The organism is Pseudomonas sp. UMAB-08 (genome assembly GCF_900095225.1).
In the GTDB taxonomy this organism is placed as follows: domain Bacteria; phylum Pseudomonadota; class Gammaproteobacteria; order Pseudomonadales; family Pseudomonadaceae; genus Aquipseudomonas.
The window spans coordinates 117,311-137,385 of the sequence record NZ_LT607422.1; the positions used below are offsets into that span (position 1 = coordinate 117,311).

Consider the following 20,075-nt stretch of genomic DNA (forward strand, 5'->3'; position numbering starts at 1 on the left):
GGCAAGACCGGAATGCCTTCTAAGCTAATGTTTGCGCCGAAAAATGACTATTCATTTTTTAAGGTCTGCTGGCAAACGCCCAGCAGGCCCATGCGTTGATCAGGACAAGGCTTCCAGCTCGGCCTGCATACCTTCAAGCAGTTCGAGGGCTTCCATCCAGGCTTCTTCAAGCTCGGCTTCACGCACCTTCAGTTTGGCTTGATCAGCCAGCAGGTCGCGCAACTTGTCTTTGTTCGCCGCCTCGTAGTTCGCACTGTCGGCCAATCCGGCTTCGACCTTGGTCAGCTTTTCATGCAGCGTGCCAAGGTCTCGTTCAAGCTTGTCAGCCTCGCGCTTGTGCGGTGCCAGCTGTTGACGCAAAGCGGCGGCCTGTTGGCGCTGGGCTTTCTTGTCGGTTTTATCGGCATTGACCGGCGTGTTGCTGACCGGTGCATTCCGCAAACGATAATCCACCAGCCAGCGCGCGTAGTCTTCCAGGTCGCCATCGAAGGTCTGTACCAGACCATCAGCCACCAACAAGAAGTCGTCGGTGGTGCTTTTAAGCAGATGCCGATCGTGGGAAACCACCAATACCGCGCCACTGAATTCCTGGAGGGCCATGGTCAAGGCCAGGCGCATCTCCAGATCCAGGTGGTTGGTCGGTTCGTCGAGCAGCAACAGGTTTGGCTTGCCCCAGGCGATCAAGGCCAACGCCAGACGCGCTTTTTCGCCGCCGGAAAAATTCAGTACCGGCTCGTCCAGACGCGGACCGCGGAAGTCGAAACCACCGAGGAAGTCGCGCAAGGTCTGCTCGCGCTCGGTCGGCGCAATACGTTGCAGGTGTAACAGCGGGCTGGCTTTGGAGTCTAGGGAGTCCAGCTGATGTTGAGCGAAGTAGCCAACAATCAGGTTTTCGCCACGCACCAATCGCCCGCTCAACGGCTCAAGCTCGCCCGCGAGGTTTTTGATCAGCGTCGATTTACCCGCCCCGTTAGGGCCGAGCAAACCGATCCGCGCACCCGGCGTAAGCTGTAATTTGACCTTTTCCAGTACGGCCCTTTCGCCGTAGCCCAAACGCGCATCAGAAAGATCGAGCAGCGGGCTGGAAATTTTATCGGACTCACGGAAGGTAAAGTCGAACGGCGAATCGACATGCGCCGCCGACAACTCTTCCATACGCTCAAGGGCTTTGATCCGGCTTTGAGCCTGACGGGCCTTGGTCGCCTGAGCCTTGAAGCGTGCAATGAATTTCTCCATGTGCGCGCGCTGCACCTGTTGCTTGTCGTAGGCCTGCTGTTGCTGGGCCAGACGCTCGGCACGGGCGCGCTCGAAGGCGCTGTAGCCCCCGCGATAGAGAATGATTTTTTTCTGCTCGACGTGAGCGATGTGATCCACCACCGCATCGAGGAAATCCCTGTCGTGGGAGATCAGCAGCAGGGTGCCGGTGTAGCTCTTAAGCCAGTCTTCGAGCCACAGAATGGCGTCGAGGTCCAAGTGGTTGGTCGGCTCATCGAGCAGCAACAGGTCCGACGGACACATCAGCGCTTGCGCAAGGTTCAGACGCATCCGCCAGCCACCGGAGAAATCTCCGACCTGACGTTCTGTCTGTTCATTGGTAAAGCCCAGCCCGGCAAGCAACTTTCGCGCTCGCGCATCGGCGGTGTAGCCGTCGGCACTGTCCAGCTCGGCATGCAAGCGCGCTTGCGCGGCGCCATCGTGCGCGGCTTCGGCGGCGGCCAGATCGCTCTGTACCTGGCGCAGGCGCAAGTCGCCGTCCAGCACATAGTCCACGGCCAGGCGATCGAGTGTGTCGACCTCCTGGCGCATGTGGGCAATGCGCCAATCGGCAGGCACAAGGCAGTCGCCGCCGTCCGGGGTCAGTTCACCCCGCAACAAAGCGAACAGGCTCGATTTGCCGGCGCCATTGGCGCCGATCAGGCCGGCTTTATGGCCGGGGTGCAGGGTCAGCTCAGCGTCTTCTAGCAGACGTTGCGGGCCACGCTGTAAAGTCAGGTTTTGAAGTCGAATCATAATGGCGGCGGAGTCTACCAGCTTCGTCCGGAACAAGTAGATGACTATGCCTTCTGATCTGTGGAGTTTCACCCTCATTCTTTATACCCGCCCGGGTGTGGAACAGGCGTGTTTGCGCCTGCAAGCCAGCGGCGCCAACGTTTGCACGCTGCTGTGTGGTGCCTGGCTGGGGCAACGCGGCGTGGTTTGCACCGCCGACCGTTTGCGGAAAATCAGACAATTGGCCACGCCCTGGCACGATGATGTGGTGCAACCCCTCAGGGCATTGCGCACCCGTTGGCGAGCAGCGGCGGTCAATGACGTCGAATGGGGGAAGTTGCGCGAGCAGGTAAAGGGTCTGGAACTGGAGGCAGAGCGCGAATTGCTTTCGCGGCTTGAAGCACTGACGCAGGACTGGTCAGCAGGGACACCGAAAGATCTGATGGCGTGGCTGGAAGGTCTGATGGCGTGGCTGGAAGGTCTTGCGGGCGACGCTGCCCACCAGAACCTCGACGCGCTGCACGTGCTGCGCGTCGAGGCGAACCAGCCTTAGGAAGCGCTGATAGGTGTGACGTTGCCAGTCGCTGGCACTGCTGCAGGGACAACGGCAGTCGGCGTGGTGGACGCTGACGGCGTTGCAGGTTTTGCAACAGGCTTGGCGGCTGGTTTCACTGCGGCAGGCTTGGCAGCCACTTTGGCGGGAGCCTTGGCAGTTGGCGCTTTAACCAGAGCAGGTTTGGCGGCTGGCTTGGCGGCGGCTGTTTTAACCGGTGCCTTGACCGCAGGTTTCACGACCGGCTTGGCAGCGGGTTTAGCGGCGGTTGCAGCAACTGCTTTTTTCGCGACAGGCTTGGCAGCAACTTTTGCGGCTGGCTTGGCAGCTACAGCAGGCGCTTTAGCAGCGGGTTTGGCAGGCGCCTTGACCGGAGCTTTTGCAGCCGTTTTTGCAGGGGCCTTCGCGGCGGCTGTTTTAGCCGGAGCTTTGGCGGCTGCAGGCGCGGAGGCTTTTACAGCTACCGGTTTCGCATCACGCAGGCTCAAGGTTTTACCCACGGCCTCTTTGACACGACCAATGCCCTGAGCCAGCTTCAGGCTCTCTTGAGCATCGCGCTTGAGCTGCAGAATGTAAGTGCGGGTTTCAGACTGACGAGATTTCAGTGCATCGAGCAACTCTTCAAGCTCAGACACGCCCTGCTTGGCTTTGGCTTGCGCCTTGGCTTTACCGGCGGTAGCGGCATCCTGCAATTTGATGCGGGATTTGTGCAGTTTTTCCTGAGCTTTACCGCGTTGCTTTTCCAATTTGGCGAGCAATTTTTCAGCATCAGCCATCGCTTGGGAGCAAGCGCTTTCAAGATGTTCGAGCAGGCTGCTCGAGAGCTGTTGGAGCAAATGCAATGGGGTGTTTACTGGCTTCTTTTGGGCCGACATGACTGACCTCCTGGCTGGCTTGATTGCGGCTCATACTAGACCTCTGCCTGCACCGCCGCTAGGCCATGTTGACAGTAACAATGGCCGTGCGTTTCACGACGGGGTGAAAGTGGGTAGAAGAGTGTGTGACAACCTCATGAAATTCCTTTCATGCCGAGCAACACCTTAGCGATTGCACTGGCATAATTGCCCTCTTCCCAGGCTGGAGAGCACCATGTCGCGTTACATATTAATGTCTCTGTTTCTCTTGCTACCACTCGCTCAAGCTGCTGAAACCGCCACCCCGGCTAATGACCATGACCTTGCCTACAGTCTGGGCGCGAGCCTTGGCGAGCGCCTGCGCCAGGAGGTTCCGGACCTACAGCTTCCGGCGCTGATCGAAGGGCTGCAGCGGGCCTATCAAGGCAAGCCGCTCGCGCTTAAAGATGAGCGCATTGAACAGATACTCAGAGACCATGATGCTTCAATGGCGCAGGCAGAAGACACGCCGCCCCCAGAGCCGCAAAGCGAAGTTGCCATGAGTACCGAGCAACGCTTTCTGGACAGCGAAAAAGCCAAACCGGGCGTTCGTGTCCTGGAGGACGGGATTCTGCTGACAGAGCTGACCCCGGGCAACGGTGCAAAACCGACGACTTCGGACCGAGTGCAAGTGCGCTATGTAGGTCGGCTGCCGGATGGGACCATCTTCGATCAAAACAGCCAACCCCAATGGTTCCGCCTTGATAGCGTAATCGCCGGCTGGACCAGCGCATTGCAAGGCATGCCGGTGGGTGCGAAATGGCGGCTGGTCATTCCTTCCGCGCAAGCCTATGGCGCAGAAGGTGCCGGGGATCTGATTGATCCTTACACACCGCTGGTGTTCGAAATTGAGCTATTGGGTGTCGCTCCGTAAGAGCGAGGGATCAGAAACCGGGGCGCAGGGCGCGCGCCCGGTAATGTCGAGGCTTCAGGCCTGGGCCACGTCTTTTATTTCATGAGAGGTGTGCAGCACTTCGATCAGACAGTCTTCAAGTTCGAAGCGCTCATGCAGCAGACCGCCCAGTTTCTTGAGCTCGACGGCAACGACTTCGCCATCGGAGCAATCGCCTTTGTCGCAGCGATCATTGAACGCCAACGCCACTTCAGTGATGACATCCAGACGCGGATAAATCTTCTCAGCCAACTCAAGGCCACGCTCATCGCCGAAGGCCTTGGCCTCATTGGTCAGCTGTTCGTAGACTTCGAAATGCCCCGCCGAAACGTAATCGACCAGAATTTCGCAGAATTTCTGCAGAGATACGCGGTCATCCGCCAACGCCTCGGGCGTTCCGCCGAGAGCACCGTAGGCTCGGACCAACTCGTGACGCTCCTTCAACCAGCGATCGATCAGCAGGTTGACCCCGCCCCAACGCTCCTGAGCATTCTGACAACTTTCCAACATGATGATCTCTCTTCCCTTCAGGGTCATGCTGCTCTGTACCCGCCTCCAGACTTTCTAATAAATCTCGATGCCAGAGACGGGTCTGATAAAGCCAGATAGGCAGCATATTTCCAATGACGCGTGCGGCCAAGATTATGCCCGCACGCTAACCCCATCAAGGTACGCAGGAGATAAAGTTCATACAAGCGTTTAATCCTTACCCGAATTTCAGGCCTCCTGTGCATCGTTCGCGCCGACGCCGACGCGCTGAAACAACGGGTAAGCCGCAAACAGAATCATGCCGGCGAACGCCAAAAGGCTCCATTCGGCAACGCTCATACCCAGCAGCGACCAATGGATTTCAATACAGCCGGCGGCGCATTTGAATACCTGCGCAAGAAGCAGGGGCACGGCCTCCTGTGCGGAGTTCGGCGCGTGCAGGCAGGCCGTTACGTCTTCCCTAAGCGGGCTTTGCAGCCAGACCTGACTCCCCGCCGCCACCGCCCCTGAAAGGGCGCAGAGCAAAGCCAAAAGCGAGTAGATCCGCCAACCGGCCTTACCGGGCGCATGTAAAACCGCGAGCAGGCAAATGACACCGAAGGTGATCAAAAAAACACGTTGAATGATGCACAGCGGGCAGGGGCGAAGCCCTACGCCATACTCCAGATATAACGCTGCGCAAGTGACAAGCGCACAGGCAATAAATGCCAAGAGGAACAGAGAGCGCGAGCGGGCCAGGTGCATGGCTAATCCGTAACAGAATGCGAGGTCTATTACGGTAGAGGAAAGCGCATAACCCTTTCAAGACGGGGGCGTAGCGATACTTCTGCAATCTTGTAGGCGTGTGCTGACGCAGTTGAGCGGATTTAATACCGCGCTCTGCAAGATCATTCCTGCGCCCTACGGAATGGTAGGGCACCTCCTACAAAACGGGGTCGGACACCCCCTCCAGACTAGGCCCGGCCTACTGCCGGAAGCGGACGTGCCAGCAAACGCTCGTCAAGCATGCCCAGGCCTTCTTGAAACAGCTGATTACTGCGTTCGGTCTCACCCAGTCGTGCCAACAATCGAGCCAGTTCGGCGCAAGCTTCCGGGTTACGTTGCTGGCCGAGACTGCTTTCCAGATAGTCCCGCGCCTTGCCCCACAGGCTGCTTTGCAGGCACAAACGACCCAGCGTCAATAACAGGCTCGGATCATCAGGATGACTTTTGAGCCAACCTTCAGCCGTTTGCAGTTGTCGCGCGGGATCGCGGCCCCGCAACAATCCATAAAGACGGGCCAGATGGCTGTTGTAGTCGCGCTTGAGCGCTGTACGCAGCGCCTCTTCCGCCTCGGCATCGGCACCCAGCTGGCGCAATTGTTCGGCATAGGCCAGGACCAACGGCGGCTCCTGACGTTGTGCCGAGGTCAGCTGTTGCCACGCTTTGTTGAGCGACTGCAGACCCGCTTCGCCCTCCTCCCCGCGTTGCGCAGCAAGGGTGAGATTCTCGCCCCAGGCACGCCGCTCCAGCTCAGCCAGCTCAGACGGCGGCAGCACTTTGTCCTTGCGCAGCTCGGGCATCAGTCGAATCAGTGACGACCAATCCCCACGCTGCTGATACAAACGTTGTAGCTGGCGCAACACCTGGGCGTTATGCGGGTGGCGATCATGCATCGCTTGCAAGGTCACCAATGCACTGTCGATGTCGCCGCGATCCTGCTGCAGTTGCGCGTGACTCAACGCAATCGCCAGCTCGGCTTGCGGCTGGCGCTCCAGCGCTCTCTCGAGCAGGTTGTCACAGTCCTCGTAACGGCCCAGTTCATTTGCCGCGCGTGCAGCGCCCAGGTAATACAACAGCGGCTGACGCTCAGCTTCAGCGGCACGCTGGAGATGGCGCTGGGCACTGGCCCAACGGCCCTCGGCGAGGTCCATCTGACCGTGCTCGATCGCCAGTTGCACACGGCGGCTGCGGTTATACCGCGACCACGGATTGACCACCCCACCCGACGCTGTCAGGAGATTGAACAAAGCCCGCAGCAGGAAAACCACCAGCCAGATCACCACCAGCAGCGCCAGCGTTGCCCATAGGCTCGATTCGTAACGGAAGTTTTGGTACGCGATCAACACGTAGCCCGAGTGCTCGGAGATAGCGACACCAATCAACGCCGCGACAACAATCACCGCGAACAGGATCAGGTAGGCACGCTTCATGGACGGGCCTCCTGCTTGGCAGGTGCGGCAGGCTGCTCGATAGACGCATGACGACGCTCAAGGTAAGCCTGCACGGCGCTCAGGCTTTGCGCCAGATCGGGTGTCATCACCGATACCGGCTGAGTAATCAGGGCTTGAAGGCGCTCATCCAGGAACTTGCTTTGCGGGTTGTCCTGATTGAAATTACTGAGCAGCACACTGCGCGCTTCAGTCAGGGCCTGGCTGTACACCTGCGGCTCGCCATTGAGCGCTGCCCACTGAGCTTGCTCCAGCGCCAGGGTCAAGGCCAGCCGAACCTGTGTCAAGCTCTGTCCGGCCAGCAGTGGACGAATGTTTTTGTCAGCATTGAAGTCGATACGAATGTAGTGCGAGAGTTTATCCCACCACTGCACCCAGCGACTGGAGTTGTCACTGTCGGAGGTCAATCCCAGCAACGACCCTCCCCTGTCTTCATATTCGGGCGCCAACGCATTGAGCTGCGCGGCCTGATCACGCAGGGCCGCCAATTGCAGAAACAGGCCGGTGCGATCAGGCTGCTCTACGCTGCGCAACGCAGCCAGGCTTTTGGCCAATTGCTCGCGCGCGGCAAAGGAACCCGGGTCATCCTGTTCGCGAAGGATTTCATCCGCACCCTGCACCAGCGCCTGAGCACTGTTGATATCTTGCAGCGCCGACAAGCGCAAGCTCGCCAGACGCACCAGATGCTCGGCTTCGGCCAGTCGCCAGTCTTTGCGGCTGGCACCCAGCACAGTTTCCAGACGCTGACTCAGACGCTGCTGATCGCCCTGAAGCTGGGCGACCAGTTGCCGACGATTTTCAAGTTCATCCGCTGCGGGCAACTGTGCAAGACGCGTCGCCAACTGGAGCTCGTTCTCTTTGAGCGTCTGAGTCTGCGCGCCAATATCCTGCAATTGCCCCGACTGTTGCTGATGGCCAGCCAGCAGAATGCGCACCTGCCAGACACCCCAGCCACCGGCAGCAACACCCGCAGCGCCCAGCAGTAACGCTAAAATCACCAGACTATTGCCACGACGCTTCGAAGGCTCGGTCGACGTTGGCGCAGGCGCTTCAAGCCGCGGTTCAAGATTCTCTTTAGGCAAGACTGTTTCGCTCACGTATCCATCCTTTGCATTAGGGCGCAGTCACATCAATGACGACTCTATTCTGAATGAGCCCGTCTTTGCTACGTCTAGAGGGCAGGCCCGGGGTGTTCCCGTAACGCCGCCAGCAAAGCCGCGGCGTTAGCGCCACGGCAATCCACAACTGTCTGGGCACCGGCGGCATGCGCCAACTCGGCAACCCGGGGGCTCGGTACAAACAGCGGTAACAGGGCCACGTCAGGCCAGGCATCGCCCGCCAATTCACGCAGGTGTTCAAAACCCTGCCCACTGCTGACCACCAGGCCGTTCAAGCGTTCCGCTTCGATACGGCGCGGCAGCTCCGAAACTGCATAGTGCGGCATATTACGTCGGTACAACGGCAGATAATCGACACTAGCACCTAGATCGCGTAACCGCTCGGCCAGTAGTTCTCGGCCACCTTCCCCGCGCAGAATCAATACGCGAGCTCCCGGCAGCGCCAACGCTTGCTGCAACTGCGGCAACGCGAGCAAGGCTTCGCTGTCATCGGCACGCGCGGGGTACGTGACGTCCAGGCCGTAGTCTTCAAGAATCTGCGCCGTCGCCGCGCCAACGCTGAACCATTGCTGTATCGGCGGTTGCGGCCAGAGTTCGTCGATCAACGCCAAACCCAGACGTGCGGCTGGCTTGCTGACCACGATGACCACCCGGTAAAGGTCCAGGTCGAAAATGATCGAACGCTGCGCTGGCGTAATCGCCAGCGGCTCGATGTCCAGCAACGGCAGGCTACTGCTGTAGATGCCGGCCTCGGCCAGCACTGCCGCCAGCGCCGCCGACTCCTGCGCAGGACGGGTCAATAGCAGTCGCCAACCGGTCACTCTTCGCCTGCCTCGCCATACACCGCTTGCAGAATGGCTTGCGCGCCCTGGGCCAGCAACGCTTCAGCGACCTGCACACCCAGTGCCTGAGCCTCGGATTGCGGGCCTCGGGCTTCGGCGTTGAGCAGCAGGCCTCCCGCAGGGTCGCCCACCAAACCACGCAACCAGACCTGTTCACCTTCAAGCACGGCGTAACAGGCGATGGGAACCTGGCAACCGCCATTCAGGTGTTTGTTCAAGGCGCGCTCGGCGGTAACCCGCACAGCCGTGTCGGCATGATGCAGCGGTGCGAGCAAGGCATGGATTTCAGTGTCCGCGCTGCGGCATTCGATACCGACCGCGCCTTGGCCACCGGCGGGCAAGCTGTCGTCGACGCTGATCGCTGAGGTGATACGGCTTTCGAAACCGAGACGAATCAAACCGGCGGCGGCAAGGATGATCGCGTCGTACTCACCGGCATCCAGTTTCGCCAGTCGGGTATTGACGTTACCCCGCAAGAAACGGATTTCCAGATCAGGTCGACGCGAGAGCAATTGAGCCTGACGACGCAGGCTCGAAGTGCCGACGACGCTGCCCGCAGGCAACTGATCCAGACTGGAGAACGTGTTGGACACAAAAGCGTCGCGCGGGTCTTCACGCTCGCAGATGCAGAACAAGCCAAGGCTTGGGGGGAAGTCCATGGGCACGTCTTTCATCGAGTGCACAGCGATGTCCGCTTCATGCTCAAGCAGGGCCGTTTCCAGCTCCTTGACGAACAACCCCTTGCCGCCAATTTTGGACAACGGCGAATCGAGCAGCTTGTCGCCACGACTGACCATGGGCACCAGCGTCACGACCAGCCCTGGGTGAAACTGCTCCAAACGGGCTTTAACATATTCGGCCTGCCACAGGGCCAGCGCACTTTTGCGGGTAGCAATGCGGATTTCGCGAGAGGACATGGGGTAAATCCGTACTTGAATAGATGTGACGGATAATAACAGCTCGGCCATGACCTCTGTAGACGCGCTTGCCCGCGCCGCTTTTACAGCTGTTGCATCATCTTGCGCACCCCGGCCACATGCCGACGGCTGACGATCAACGCATCCCCATTGAGGCCCTTGAGAAACAGCTGAAAATGGCCCAAAGGCGTACGCTGCAAGCGCTCGATGCGATCACGGGCAACCAGTGCATTACGGTGGATACGCACGAAGCGATCGCCGAACTCATCCTCCAACGCCTTGAGTGGCTCGTCCAGCAGCACCTCACCGCCTTCATGGCGCAAGGTCACGTACTTGTGATCCGCGATGAAATAAATCACTTGGTTGAGCGGAATCAGCTCAATGCCTTTGCGGGTTCGCGCACTGATATGGCTCCGCGGGCCAGTGCCGCTTTCGGCCGCAGGCCGGGTCAATGCCGCCAGTTGCACCCGATTGGGTCGCTCGGCTTTTTTCAAGGCTTCGAGCAAATGCTCGGCACGCACCGGTTTGACCAGATAGCCCACAGCGCTAACCTGAAACGCCTCCAGGGCAAACTCGTCATGGGCGGTGCAAAACACCACCGCTGGCGGCGTCTCGCGCTCGCACAATCGAGCGGCAACTTGCAGACCATCCAGGCCGGGCATACGGATATCGAGTAACACGACATCAGGTTTGAGACTGTCGATCAACGCCAAGGCTTCTTCACCATTAGTGGCGCTGGGTTCAAGGACTCGATAGCCCTCGAGTTCGCTGACCAGGCGGCTTAGTCGCTCGCGGGCCAGGGGTTCGTCATCAACGATCAGGACATTCATATTGCGTTGGCTTCCTGCGTAAGTCTCGCACAAGGATAGCGTAGACAGGTGAAGTGACGACCGTCACGGCGCTCCACGCTCAGACTGGCGCGGGGACCAAAAAGTGCCGCAATGCGTGCACCAATGTTTACCAGCGCCTGATGAGTACCGTTAGAAGTCTGCCTTTTGGCAACTTCGTCATAGGGATTGCTGACACACAATATGAACTCTCCCTTTTTATAGGTTGCTTCGACCCTTACTACACCGCCTTCGACCCGAGGAGCAATCCCGTAGATCAAGGCGTTTTCAAGCAGTGGTTGTAAGGTTAGCTGTGGAATCGGCAAGTCGTCTGGAATTGCACTCACTGCCCACTCCAACTGTAGACGTTCGCCAAGACGATATTGCTCAATCGATAAATAACGTTTCGCCAACTCCAGCTCATCATGCCATGTCACCAGACTCCCCGGTTTGGCAAGACTGGCACGAAACAGGTCGGAAAGGTCCAGCACCGCTTGCTCGGCCTTGACCGGATCGCTGGCCACCAGACTAGCAATACTGTTGAGCGTATTGAATAGAAAGTGCGGGCGGATCCGCGCCTGAAGCGATTCGATCCGGGCCCCCAGTTCGGCCTGTTGCTGTTTGCGCCACTGACTCTGCAAGTAAAAGTAACGCAGCATCAGCGCAGACATAATCAAGGCGATCAGCGAATACCGTAGATAACGCTCGACCATTGCGCCAACTGAAGGTGATCCATCCAGCTCACAATAGTCGGTCACCGCCGTGCACAGCAGGGTCAAGCCAACCACCAGCACACAACACAAAAGACCTGCGACACCCGCACGCAGGCGCGCCAGCCACGGCCGAAGGCCGCACAACAAGGCTGCCGAGAGCAGCACGATCCATTGCACGAACAGCGAAACCAACGCCAGCCGCACCCAATTGAACGCTGGGTACATGGGCTCGACCAACACCAGCACCATCACTAATAGCTCGGCCAGCACCACAAGCACCAATAACGCCTGAGGCAGGCACAGTTCGGGTAAGAAAAATTCTTTGCCGGGCGCTGGCGCTGCCCCCGGGTTCAAACGGTTATTTCGCATTAGGCCAGTCTCTGCGTCACGGGACCCAGCGGCAAGCCGGTCAAGGATAAAATAACAGCAACCCTGTTATTATCGCTGCGCCCATTTCAAAATCGGCCACGCCATATTTTTTTAAACAGCAGCCTGCAGACTAACGAGCGAACCCATGAGCACCGACAAGACCAATCAGTCCTGGGGCGGCCGCTTCAGTGAACCCGTCGACGCGTTCGTCGCCCGCTTCACCGCCTCCGTCACCTTCGATCAACGCCTCTATCGCCACGACATCCTGGGCTCCATCGCCCACGCGACCATGTTGGCCCACGTCGGTGTTTTGACCGATGTCGAGCGCGATACCATCATCGATGGCCTGAAAACCATTCAGACCGAGATCGAAGCCGGCAACTTTGACTGGCGTATCGATCTGGAAGATGTGCACATGAACATCGAAGCGCGTCTGACCGACCGCATCGGTATCACCGGCAAAAAACTGCACACCGGGCGTAGCCGTAACGATCAGGTCGCGACTGATATCCGCCTGTGGTTGCGCGACGAAATCGACGTGATCCTGGCGGAAATCACCCGCCTGCAAGAAGGTCTTCTGGGGCAAGCCGAGCGTGAAGCCGAGACCATCATGCCCGGCTTCACCCACCTGCAAACCGCGCAGCCGGTGACTTTCGGTCACCATATGCTGGCCTGGTTCGAAATGCTCAGCCGTGACTACGAGCGTCTCGTCGACTGCCGCAAGCGCCTCAACCGCTTGCCATTGGGCAGCGCGGCCCTGGCCGGCACCACCTACCCGATTGACCGCGAACTGACCTGCAAGCTGCTGGGCTTTGATGCAGTCGGCGGCAACTCGCTGGACAGCGTCTCCGATCGTGACTTCGCCATCGAGTTCTGCGCTGCAGCCAGCGTGGCGATGATGCACCTGTCGCGCTTCTCGGAAGAGTTGGTGCTGTGGACCAGCGCGCAGTTCCAATTCATTGATCTGCCTGATCGCTTCTGCACCGGCAGCTCGATCATGCCGCAAAAGAAAAACCCCGATGTGCCTGAACTGGTGCGCGGCAAAAGCGGCCGGGTCTTTGGTGCCTTGATGGGCCTGCTGACCTTGATGAAGGGTCAGCCACTGGCCTACAACAAGGACAACCAGGAAGACAAGGAACCCTTGTTCGACGCCGCCGACACCCTGCGCGATTCACTTCGCGCGTTTGCCGACATGATCCCCGCGATCAAGCCCAAGCACGCGATCATGCGTGAGGCGGCCTTGCGTGGCTTCTCCACCGCTACCGACCTTGCCGATTACCTGGTCCGTCGCGGCCTGCCATTCCGTGATTGCCACGAAATCGTTGGGCATGCGGTGAAGTACGGTGTGGAAAGCGGCAAGGACCTGGCTGAGATGAGCCTGGAAGAACTGCGCCGGTTCAGCGACCAGATCGATCAGGACGTGTTCGCGGTGCTGACCCTCGAAGGCTCGGTCAACGCCCGCAACCACATCGGCGGCACTGCACCCGCCCAGGTCAAAGCGGCCGTGGTGCGTGGCAAGGCGCTGCTGGCAACCCGCTAACTCAAAAACCTGCAGGCGCGCGGAGTTGCAAGCGCGCTCCTGCAGAGCCTTCTTTTTTCAGGAACATTTATGACCGACCAAATCAACAACAGCGACGATGACGAAGAATTTGCTGAGTCGACCCTGACTCAGGCCATCGAAAACCAGATCGAAAGCGACAATCCACCCGCCGCCAAAGCCACGTTCAACAAGCTCACCCTGGTGGGTTACGAGCGTGCAGAAATTCTCCAGCTCATGGCCCACGTGCTGGCGGTTGAAATTGATGCGTTGCTTGAAGAGGATCGCCCTTTCAATACCGAGTGGTACGAACAGGCCCTTCGCGCCTTGCCAGAGCTACCGCCCGAAGCCAAATGACGGCCGGCCAGAGATACATAGGCAAAAAAGCTACAGCCTGACTACACTGCAAAGGCCCCGCTGCCGCATGACCTCCGGGGCTGTCACGCCAAGCCGGCTTTATGGGTCCTCAAGAGCTCAATAAGCGCAGAACAGCTCGTTCCTGTGCCTTGACTCGAGACACTCCACAGACCTGCTGCCGCGTATTACTGGAAATGTCTGGAGTGCCTATGTCGTATACCCCTGATTTGGTTGCCGAACTGGAAATCCTCGCACTGTTCAATCTGGGCAATACCCTTGAGGGCCTGAAAGTCCATCACGTAGCTGCTCCCACCGCGATTGCAGCCGTACAGCGCCTCTTTGAAAAAGGGCTGATCACCCAACCCGATGGTGGCTATCTGACCAGTCTTGGGCTTGACGCTGCCGAGCACACCCAATCGCTGCTGACCATCCTGACCAGCCTGAATGTACCCGAAACGGCCTGAAGCGCGGCCTGGCTCGCGGGAGGTTTGGTTCGCCCTCAAAACCATTTCGCGAGCCCTTCCTCCTGCCCTTCACTTCCCCGAAGTGAAATCGCTTGAATTTTGACGTCAAAATAAAAAATCAGCTTAAAAGTACCTGATCACAGGCTGTAAACTGCTCGTCGCCCTGAGCCCTCCTTTCGAGCCTCGCCCGCCGGTTATTTGCGATGATGCGTACGTATGAAATTCGTCCCGACCTGGATGAGGGGATCGACCGCAAGGTCCTCAGCCAGTTGCGCGCCCGCTTTCTGTCCCTCAACGATGGGCGGCTGGGCCGTGCAATGGAAGGTCTGTCAACGCGGCAACAGGCCGTGTTGACGCTGCTGCCACTGTTTTTTCACGTCAATCACCCGCTGCTGCCCGGTTACGTTTCCGGCAGCACGCCAGCCGGGGTGACGAGCTATGAACCTGATGCCCAAGCGCTGGCCGAAGCGCAGCGACTGACCCGTTCGTTCTCTTACAAGCCGCGCCACGGCAATCCGCCGCAGCCGATCCACGGCCTGTTCCTGATGGGCAGCCTCGGCACGCTGGCCCAGGCCGAGCAGAGCGACATGGATGTCTGGGTCTGTCACGACTCCGAACTGGGCGAGGACGCCCTCACTGAACTGCGCAAAAAATGCCAGACACTGGAAGCGTGGGCTGCGACCCAGGGCGCTGAAGCACACTTTTTTCTGATTGATCCAAAACGCTTTGCCCTTGGCGAGCGCGACGCCCAACTCAGCTCGGAAGATTGCGGAACCACCCAGCACTATCTGCTGCTGGACGAGTTCTATCGCACCGCGATCTGGCTGGCAGGCCGCACACCCCTATGGTGGCTGGTGCCGGTCTACGACGAACAGCGGTACAGCGAGTACGCCCACACGCTGCTGTCCAAGCGCTTCATCCGGGCCGAAGAGATGCTCGACCTCGGTCATATGGCGCACATTCCACCTGGGGAGTTCATTGGCGCGGGCCTGTGGCAGCTGTTTAAAGGCATTGAGTCGCCTTACAAGTCGGTGCTCAAACTGTTGCTGATCGAGGTCTATGCCAGCGAACACCCGCACGGGCAGTGCCTGAGCTTGCGCTTCAAACAGGCGGTCTTCGCCAATAAGCTCGACCTCGACGAGCTGGACCCGTACATGGCTGTGTACCGGCGCATCGAAGAGTACCTCAATGCCCGGGGCGAACCGGAGCGTCTGGAACTGGTGCGGCGCAGCCTGTATTTGAAGGTCAACAAAAAGCTCACCGGCTCCGCACGCCAGCGCACGTCCCGTTGGCAGCACGTGCTGCTGGAGCGACTGACCAAGGAATGGGGCTGGGACGAACGCCACCTGGCGCTGCTCGACAGTCGCAGTCAGTGGAAAGTCCGCCAGGTCACCACTGAGCGCCGCGCGCTGGTCAACGAGCTCAATTACAGCTATCGGTTTCTCACCCAGTTTGCCCGCACGCAACAGGCGGTCAGCGTGATCAACAAGCGCGACCTGAACGTGCTCGGCCGTCGTTTGTATGCCGCCTTCGAGCGCAAGGCCGGCAAGGTCGAGTTCATCAATCCGGGAATCGCCCCGGACCTGGCCGAAGACACACTGACCCTGGTGCATTCGCCCAATCGCCGCGAGCCGGGCAAAACCCAATGGGGCTTGTTTAACGGCAGCCTTGGCGCGCAGGAATGGGAGCATTTTTCACCCATAAAACGCAGCCGGGAATTGCTTGAGCTGCTGGTCTGGTGCCATCGCAACAACGTGATCGACACCACCACGCGCCTGGCGCTGCACCCAGGCAGCAGCGATTTGACCGAGTTTGAGTTGTTCAACCTGATCGGCAGCCTGCAGCAGACCATAGAAATGCCCCTCGCCAGTGTCAGCGAAGAATCGCTGTTGCGCCCCAGCGTGCCCAGCGAAGTGCTGCTACTGATCAACGTCGGCATCGATCCGCTCAAACATCACCGGGACCTGAATGTCCTGATGACCACCGAGCGCACCGACTCGCTGAGCTATGCCGGCGTTCGGGAAAACCTGGTACTGACCCTCGACCAGATCACCCTCAACAGCTGGAATGAAATACTGGTCAGCCGTTACGACGGGCCCCATGCGCTACTCAACTGCCTGAGCGAATTCCTCAGCAACCTGCCCGAAGGCCGGGAACAACCGCATGTGCGCGTGCGCTGTTTCTGCCATAACCGCGCAACAGCCATTGCCCAGCGTGTCGAAGAGTTGGTGCACACTGCCCAACTGCTGCTCACCCGACGCCTTAATCACCGTTACCTGATCCAGGTACAGCAGCACTATCACGTATTGGAAATGGTGCCCGGACACGTCAATCACGTGGCACTGGCCAGCTTGCCGGCGCTGCTCGATTACTTGAGCGAAGAGTTACCGAGCTACAGCCCGTTGCACCTGGACACGAACGCACTGGATGAGCATGACCTGACGCTGATCCTGCCCCACGGTCAGCCGGAATGCATTCAGGTGTTTTACCGGATCAACGAACCCCACGCAGACCTCTATGTGCTCGATGAGCACAACGCGCTATGGCATCAGCGTTTGCCGTACCACGATGAATCAAGCCTGCTGGTGCCGCTGCAACGCTTCTTCCAGTCACTGGTGTATCGACGTGGCGCCCTGCTGCCGCTGGACAATCCGCTGGAACCGTCCGCGCTGGAAACCCTGTACTACCAGGTGCTGCCCACCGGCGCAGGCCGCGCCCGGCGAATCGAGCCCCGCGTGACGCCCGCCATCCCACTTGAAAAGCCGTTCTATGACGTGCAGGCAATCATCGACGAAGCGGCGCCAGGACAGGTGAATGTCACCTTGTACTGCAACCACCGAGAGTTTTCCGAACTGGAGTATGGCGAGCAGTTGTTCGCCGTGGTCGCCCAACAGATTCTCGAACAACGCAGTGAAATTCAGCGCTATCGCTGCTACATCACCGACCTTGATCTGTCCGGTTTACTGGGTGATGTACGCGGGCAAAGCATTCTGTTTCTGCGCTACAAAGCGGATCTGGAAAGAGCGCTGAACAGCGCCATGGATGCAGCCTGAGCTGCGACCACGGGCAGGCGTTCTACATGTAGACGGCTTGCCCGCGACCTAGGGCCTTACTGGTTGTACTCACCCGCCGCTTCCGGCTGATATTCCACTTCCAGTAACGTCAGTTTCAGCGTCTTGCCGCCGGGCGCGGGCCAGTCGATGTGTTGGCCGACCTGCAAGCCCAACAGTGCACAACCTACCGGAGCCAGCACCGACACCGTGCCTTCGGCGCCTGCGTCTTGCGGGTAGACCAGCGTCAGGTGGTAATCCTTGCCACTGCTTTCTTCGCGGCAATGCACGCGGGAATTCATGGTCACGACACCGGCAGGCACCTCTTCGTGACCTACCACGTGTTCGGCGCGATCCAATTCGGCCTGAAGCGCTTCAATGCCCGGCGTGCCCTCATCCAGGCTGTCGAGGAGACGCTCAAGACGTTGCACGTCGAGTCGGGTGAGGATGATTGAAGGTGCGATGCTCATGATCCTGACAGGCTCCTTTTATTCTGCCTGATAAAAGCAAAACCCCGCCGATTCGGGCGGGGTTTTGACGGGCCTCAAGCAAATGAGGCATGCCCGGACACTATCACAGCCTAATAAATACACAAGCCGACGAGGTTTCAGCGGGCAGCCACTCACTGTCCAGAGACGTCCAGCCTGCGCTGCTCGGCATCCGCGCAAATCTCCCGGCGTCGGTGATCATCCGCCGAGCGCCATTCGCGAATGGCTTCCACTGGACGCCAGCAGCCCTGGCAAACCTTTTGCTCATCGAGCCGACACACGCTGATGCAGGGCGACGGCACTGCCGGGCTGACATTGCTGAACAAGGGTTTCGCCGGTTTGACCGGCGCTGAAGCGGTGCTATCGGCCACTGTCAGATCTCGTCGAACTCAAGTTCGACGCCGGCCTGTTCCAGCGTGATGCGTGCGAGCATTTCGCTGAGCAACTCATCACTGGAGTCGCACACCCAACGCTTGTGCTCTTCGTCGTAGTCGAAATGGAAACCACCGGAACGCGCGGCCAGCCACAGCTGACGCAACGGTTCCTGGCGGCTGAAAATAAGCTGGGTCCCATTTTCAAACTTCACGGTCAGCACGCCGGCCGAGTTTTCCAGGTCCAGATCCAGATCGCTCTCATCGAAAATATCCTCCAGCGCTTGCTGGGTGGCATCGACCAAATCGTGAAAGCGGGCTTCAGTCAAACTCATTACGGGAACCTCAAAAAGTGTCTACCGGTGACGCAGCGCCGCAAGATACGGTCGCTTCCAGACAAATGCAAAGCATACCCGCCCAACAGCAGGCGGCAATGTCGATAATGCCTCATCGCGTCGGGACAAATCATCAGGGCCTTGCCCGGAGCCCCGCCAGACGGGTAGGCGGCCGCATAGGCAAGGCGCTGGGTGGCCGGTATACTCGTGCGCAATTAATGCTTTTACAAAGGATTTCGCCATGAAGCGCCTGATCTCTTCCCTTGCTGCGCTCCTCGCGGTCGCTTGCCTCGTCTCTGCCTGTGGTCAAAAAGGGCCGCTGTACCTGCCCGACGACAGCAAATCCCCTGAAGACCAAGCAAAGTCATCGCAATCGCAATCGCATAAGCACTCTACTTACTAGGGAACACCCATGGACGCCTTCAACTACCGCGACGGTGAACTGTTTGCGGAGGCTGTAGCGTTGTCTGCCATTGCCGAGCGTTTCGGCACGCCGACCTACGTCTACTCCCGCGCGCACATCGAAGCGCAATACCGTGCCTATGCCGATGCACTGGACGGTATGCCGCACCTTGTGTGCTTTGCGGTAAAAGCCAACTCCAACCTGGCTGTACTCAATGTCCTGGCGCGTTTGGGCGCTGGTTTCGACATCGTGTCCCGGGGTGAGCTGGAACGCGTCCTGGCCGCTGGCGGCGAGCCCGGCAAAATCGTGTTCTCCGGCGTCGGCAAGACCCGCGAAGACATGCGTCGCGCCCTGGAAGTCGGCGTGCACTGCTTCAACGTCGAATCCACCGACGAGCTGGAACGCCTGCAAGTGGTGGCCGCAGAGCTGGGCGTACGCGCCCCGATCTCGCTGCGCGTCAACCCGGATGTCGATGCGGGCACCCACCCGTACATCTCCACCGGGCTCAAAGAAAACAAGTTCGGCATCGCCATCGCCGATGCCGAAGACGTGTACATCCGGGCCGCGCAATTGCCGAACCTGGATGTGGTCGGCGTCGATTGCCATATCGGCTCGCAACTGACCAGCCTGCCGCCGTTCCTTGATGCACTGGATCGCTTGCTGGCGCTGGTCGATCGCCTCGGCGATTGCGGCATTCACTTGCGCCATCTGGATCTGGGTGGCGGTCTGGGCGTGCGTTATCGCGACGAAGAGCCACCGCTGGCCAGCGACTACATCAAGGCTGTGCGTGAGCGCCTTGACGGTCGCGACCTGGCACTGGTGTTCGAGCCCGGTCGCTTCATCGTGGCCAATGCCGGCGTGCTGCTGACCCAGGTTGAATACCTCAAGCACACCGAACACAAGGATTTCGCCATCGTCGATGCGGCAATGAACGACCTGATTCGACCGGCGCTGTATCAGGCCTGGATGGACGTGAGCGCGGTTCGCCCACGCGACGGCCAGCCACGCACTTACGACATCGTCGGACCGATCTGCGAAACCGGTGATTTCCTGGCCAAGGAGCGCGAACTGGTGCTGGCCGAGGGTGATTTGCTGGCTGTGCATTCGGCCGGGGCTTATGGTTTCGTCATGAGTTCCAACTACAACACCCGCGGCCGCGCCGCTGAAGTGTTGGTCGATGGCACCGAAGCGTTCGAAGTGCGCCGCCGCGAGACCGTGGCAGAGCTGTTTGCTGGCGAAAGCCTGCTGCCGGAGTAAC

Annotated in this window: 21 protein-coding genes; 8 read left to right on the top strand and 13 right to left on the bottom strand. The window is 59.2% G+C overall.

The window, feature by feature from the left end; translation table 11 throughout:
- Positions 1 to 99: 99 nt before the first annotated feature.
- Positions 100 to 2,010 (bottom strand): ATP-binding cassette domain-containing protein, encoded by a 1,911-nt coding sequence (locus K0F75_RS16400; RefSeq protein WP_219063000.1) that lies wholly within the window; start codon positions 2,008 to 2,010, stop codon positions 100 to 102.
- Positions 2,011 to 2,056: 46 nt separating this feature from the next.
- Here K0F75_RS16400 and K0F75_RS16405 point away from each other — a divergent pair, with 46 nt between their 5' ends.
- A complete protein-coding gene (locus tag K0F75_RS16405) occupies positions 2,057 to 2,542 on the top strand; it encodes a TIGR02444 family protein (RefSeq protein ID WP_219063101.1) in 486 nt (161 codons plus the stop codon).
- Here K0F75_RS16405 and K0F75_RS16410 read toward each other — a convergent pair.
- Positions 2,539 to 3,417, bottom strand: a complete 879-nt coding sequence (locus tag K0F75_RS16410) for an AlgP family protein (protein ID WP_219063001.1) — start codon at positions 3,415 to 3,417, stop codon at positions 2,539 to 2,541. The genes K0F75_RS16405 and K0F75_RS16410 overlap by 4 nt on opposite strands.
- A gap of 214 nt (positions 3,418 to 3,631) precedes the next feature.
- Between K0F75_RS16410 and K0F75_RS16415 the strand changes: the two genes are divergently transcribed.
- The gene (locus K0F75_RS16415; protein WP_219063002.1) at positions 3,632 to 4,309 is read left to right on the top strand and encodes an FKBP-type peptidyl-prolyl cis-trans isomerase; all 678 of its coding nucleotides are present in this window, start codon (positions 3,632 to 3,634) and stop codon (positions 4,307 to 4,309) included.
- 54 nt (positions 4,310 to 4,363) lie between these two features.
- On the opposite strand, the gene rsd is transcribed toward K0F75_RS16415, so the two are convergent.
- From rsd to K0F75_RS16455, 8 genes are all read right to left on the bottom strand, one after another.
- Positions 4,364 to 4,837 (bottom strand): sigma D regulator, encoded by a 474-nt coding sequence (rsd, locus tag K0F75_RS16420; protein ID WP_219063003.1) that lies wholly within the window; start codon positions 4,835 to 4,837, stop codon positions 4,364 to 4,366.
- Positions 4,838 to 5,044: 207 nt separating this feature from the next.
- On the bottom strand, positions 5,045 to 5,560 hold the full coding sequence (locus K0F75_RS16425; RefSeq protein WP_219063004.1) for a disulfide bond formation protein B: 516 nt from the start codon (positions 5,558 to 5,560) through the stop codon (positions 5,045 to 5,047).
- Between the two features lie 209 nt (positions 5,561 to 5,769).
- Complete coding sequence (locus K0F75_RS16430; protein WP_219063005.1) at positions 5,770 to 7,008, bottom strand: heme biosynthesis protein HemY; 1,239 nt, start codon at positions 7,006 to 7,008, stop codon at positions 5,770 to 5,772.
- A complete protein-coding gene (locus K0F75_RS16435; protein WP_219063006.1) occupies positions 7,005 to 8,123 on the bottom strand; it encodes a uroporphyrinogen-III C-methyltransferase in 1,119 nt (372 codons plus the stop codon). The genes K0F75_RS16430 and K0F75_RS16435 overlap by 4 nt, the downstream gene beginning before the upstream one ends.
- A 74-nt stretch (positions 8,124 to 8,197) precedes the next feature.
- Positions 8,198 to 8,965: a uroporphyrinogen-III synthase gene (locus tag K0F75_RS16440; RefSeq protein WP_219063007.1), complete on the bottom strand. Its 768-nt coding sequence runs from the start codon at positions 8,963 to 8,965 to the stop codon at positions 8,198 to 8,200.
- Positions 8,962 to 9,903, bottom strand: a complete 942-nt coding sequence (hemC, locus tag K0F75_RS16445) for a hydroxymethylbilane synthase (protein WP_219063008.1) — start codon at positions 9,901 to 9,903, stop codon at positions 8,962 to 8,964. The genes K0F75_RS16440 and hemC overlap by 4 nt, the downstream gene beginning before the upstream one ends.
- 83 nt (positions 9,904 to 9,986) lie before the next feature.
- Positions 9,987 to 10,733 carry a LytTR family DNA-binding domain-containing protein gene (locus K0F75_RS16450; RefSeq protein ID WP_219063009.1) on the bottom strand — a complete coding sequence of 249 codons (747 nt, stop codon included), beginning with the start codon at positions 10,731 to 10,733 and terminating at the stop codon, positions 9,987 to 9,989.
- A complete protein-coding gene (locus K0F75_RS16455) occupies positions 10,730 to 11,812 on the bottom strand; it encodes a sensor histidine kinase (protein WP_219063010.1) in 1,083 nt (360 codons plus the stop codon). The genes K0F75_RS16450 and K0F75_RS16455 overlap by 4 nt, the downstream gene beginning before the upstream one ends.
- Positions 11,813 to 11,957: 145 nt before the next feature.
- Here K0F75_RS16455 and argH point away from each other — a divergent pair, with 145 nt between their 5' ends.
- The 4 genes from argH to K0F75_RS16475 all read left to right on the top strand — a co-directional run bounded on the left by argH (position 11,958) and on the right by K0F75_RS16475 (position 17,223).
- A complete protein-coding gene (argH, locus tag K0F75_RS16460) occupies positions 11,958 to 13,352 on the top strand; it encodes an argininosuccinate lyase (protein ID WP_219063011.1) in 1,395 nt (464 codons plus the stop codon).
- 69 nt (positions 13,353 to 13,421) lie between these two features.
- Complete coding sequence (locus K0F75_RS16465; RefSeq protein WP_219063012.1) at positions 13,422 to 13,706, top strand: hypothetical protein; 285 nt, start codon at positions 13,422 to 13,424, stop codon at positions 13,704 to 13,706.
- 209 nt (positions 13,707 to 13,915) lie between these two features.
- Entirely contained in the window at positions 13,916 to 14,170 is a 255-nt protein-coding gene (locus K0F75_RS16470; protein ID WP_219063013.1) for a TIGR02647 family protein, read from the top strand.
- A 203-nt stretch (positions 14,171 to 14,373) separates the two neighbouring features.
- A complete protein-coding gene (locus K0F75_RS16475) occupies positions 14,374 to 17,223 on the top strand; it encodes a class I adenylate cyclase (protein WP_219063014.1) in 2,850 nt (949 codons plus the stop codon).
- A 56-nt stretch (positions 17,224 to 17,279) separates the two neighbouring features.
- On the opposite strand, the gene rnk is transcribed toward K0F75_RS16475, so the two are convergent.
- The 3 genes from rnk to cyaY all read right to left on the bottom strand — a co-directional run bounded on the left by rnk (position 17,280) and on the right by cyaY (position 18,414).
- Positions 17,280 to 17,690: a nucleoside diphosphate kinase regulator gene (rnk, locus tag K0F75_RS16480; RefSeq protein WP_219063015.1), complete on the bottom strand. Its 411-nt coding sequence runs from the start codon at positions 17,688 to 17,690 to the stop codon at positions 17,280 to 17,282.
- A 152-nt stretch (positions 17,691 to 17,842) separates the two neighbouring features.
- Entirely contained in the window at positions 17,843 to 18,079 is a 237-nt protein-coding gene (locus K0F75_RS16485) for a DUF1289 domain-containing protein (RefSeq protein ID WP_219063016.1), read from the bottom strand.
- Between the two features lie 2 nt (positions 18,080 to 18,081).
- Positions 18,082 to 18,414 (bottom strand): iron donor protein CyaY, encoded by a 333-nt coding sequence (gene cyaY, locus K0F75_RS16490; RefSeq protein ID WP_219063017.1) that lies wholly within the window; start codon positions 18,412 to 18,414, stop codon positions 18,082 to 18,084.
- A 241-nt stretch (positions 18,415 to 18,655) separates the two neighbouring features.
- Between cyaY and K0F75_RS16495 the strand changes: the two genes are divergently transcribed.
- Both K0F75_RS16495 and lysA read left to right on the top strand, forming a co-directional pair.
- Positions 18,656 to 18,817: a lipoprotein gene (locus K0F75_RS16495; protein WP_219063018.1), complete on the top strand. Its 162-nt coding sequence runs from the start codon at positions 18,656 to 18,658 to the stop codon at positions 18,815 to 18,817.
- Positions 18,818 to 18,826: 9 nt separating this feature from the next.
- Positions 18,827 to 20,074: a diaminopimelate decarboxylase gene (gene lysA, locus K0F75_RS16500; protein WP_219063019.1), complete on the top strand. Its 1,248-nt coding sequence runs from the start codon at positions 18,827 to 18,829 to the stop codon at positions 20,072 to 20,074.
- Position 20,075: the final 1 nt, after the last annotated feature.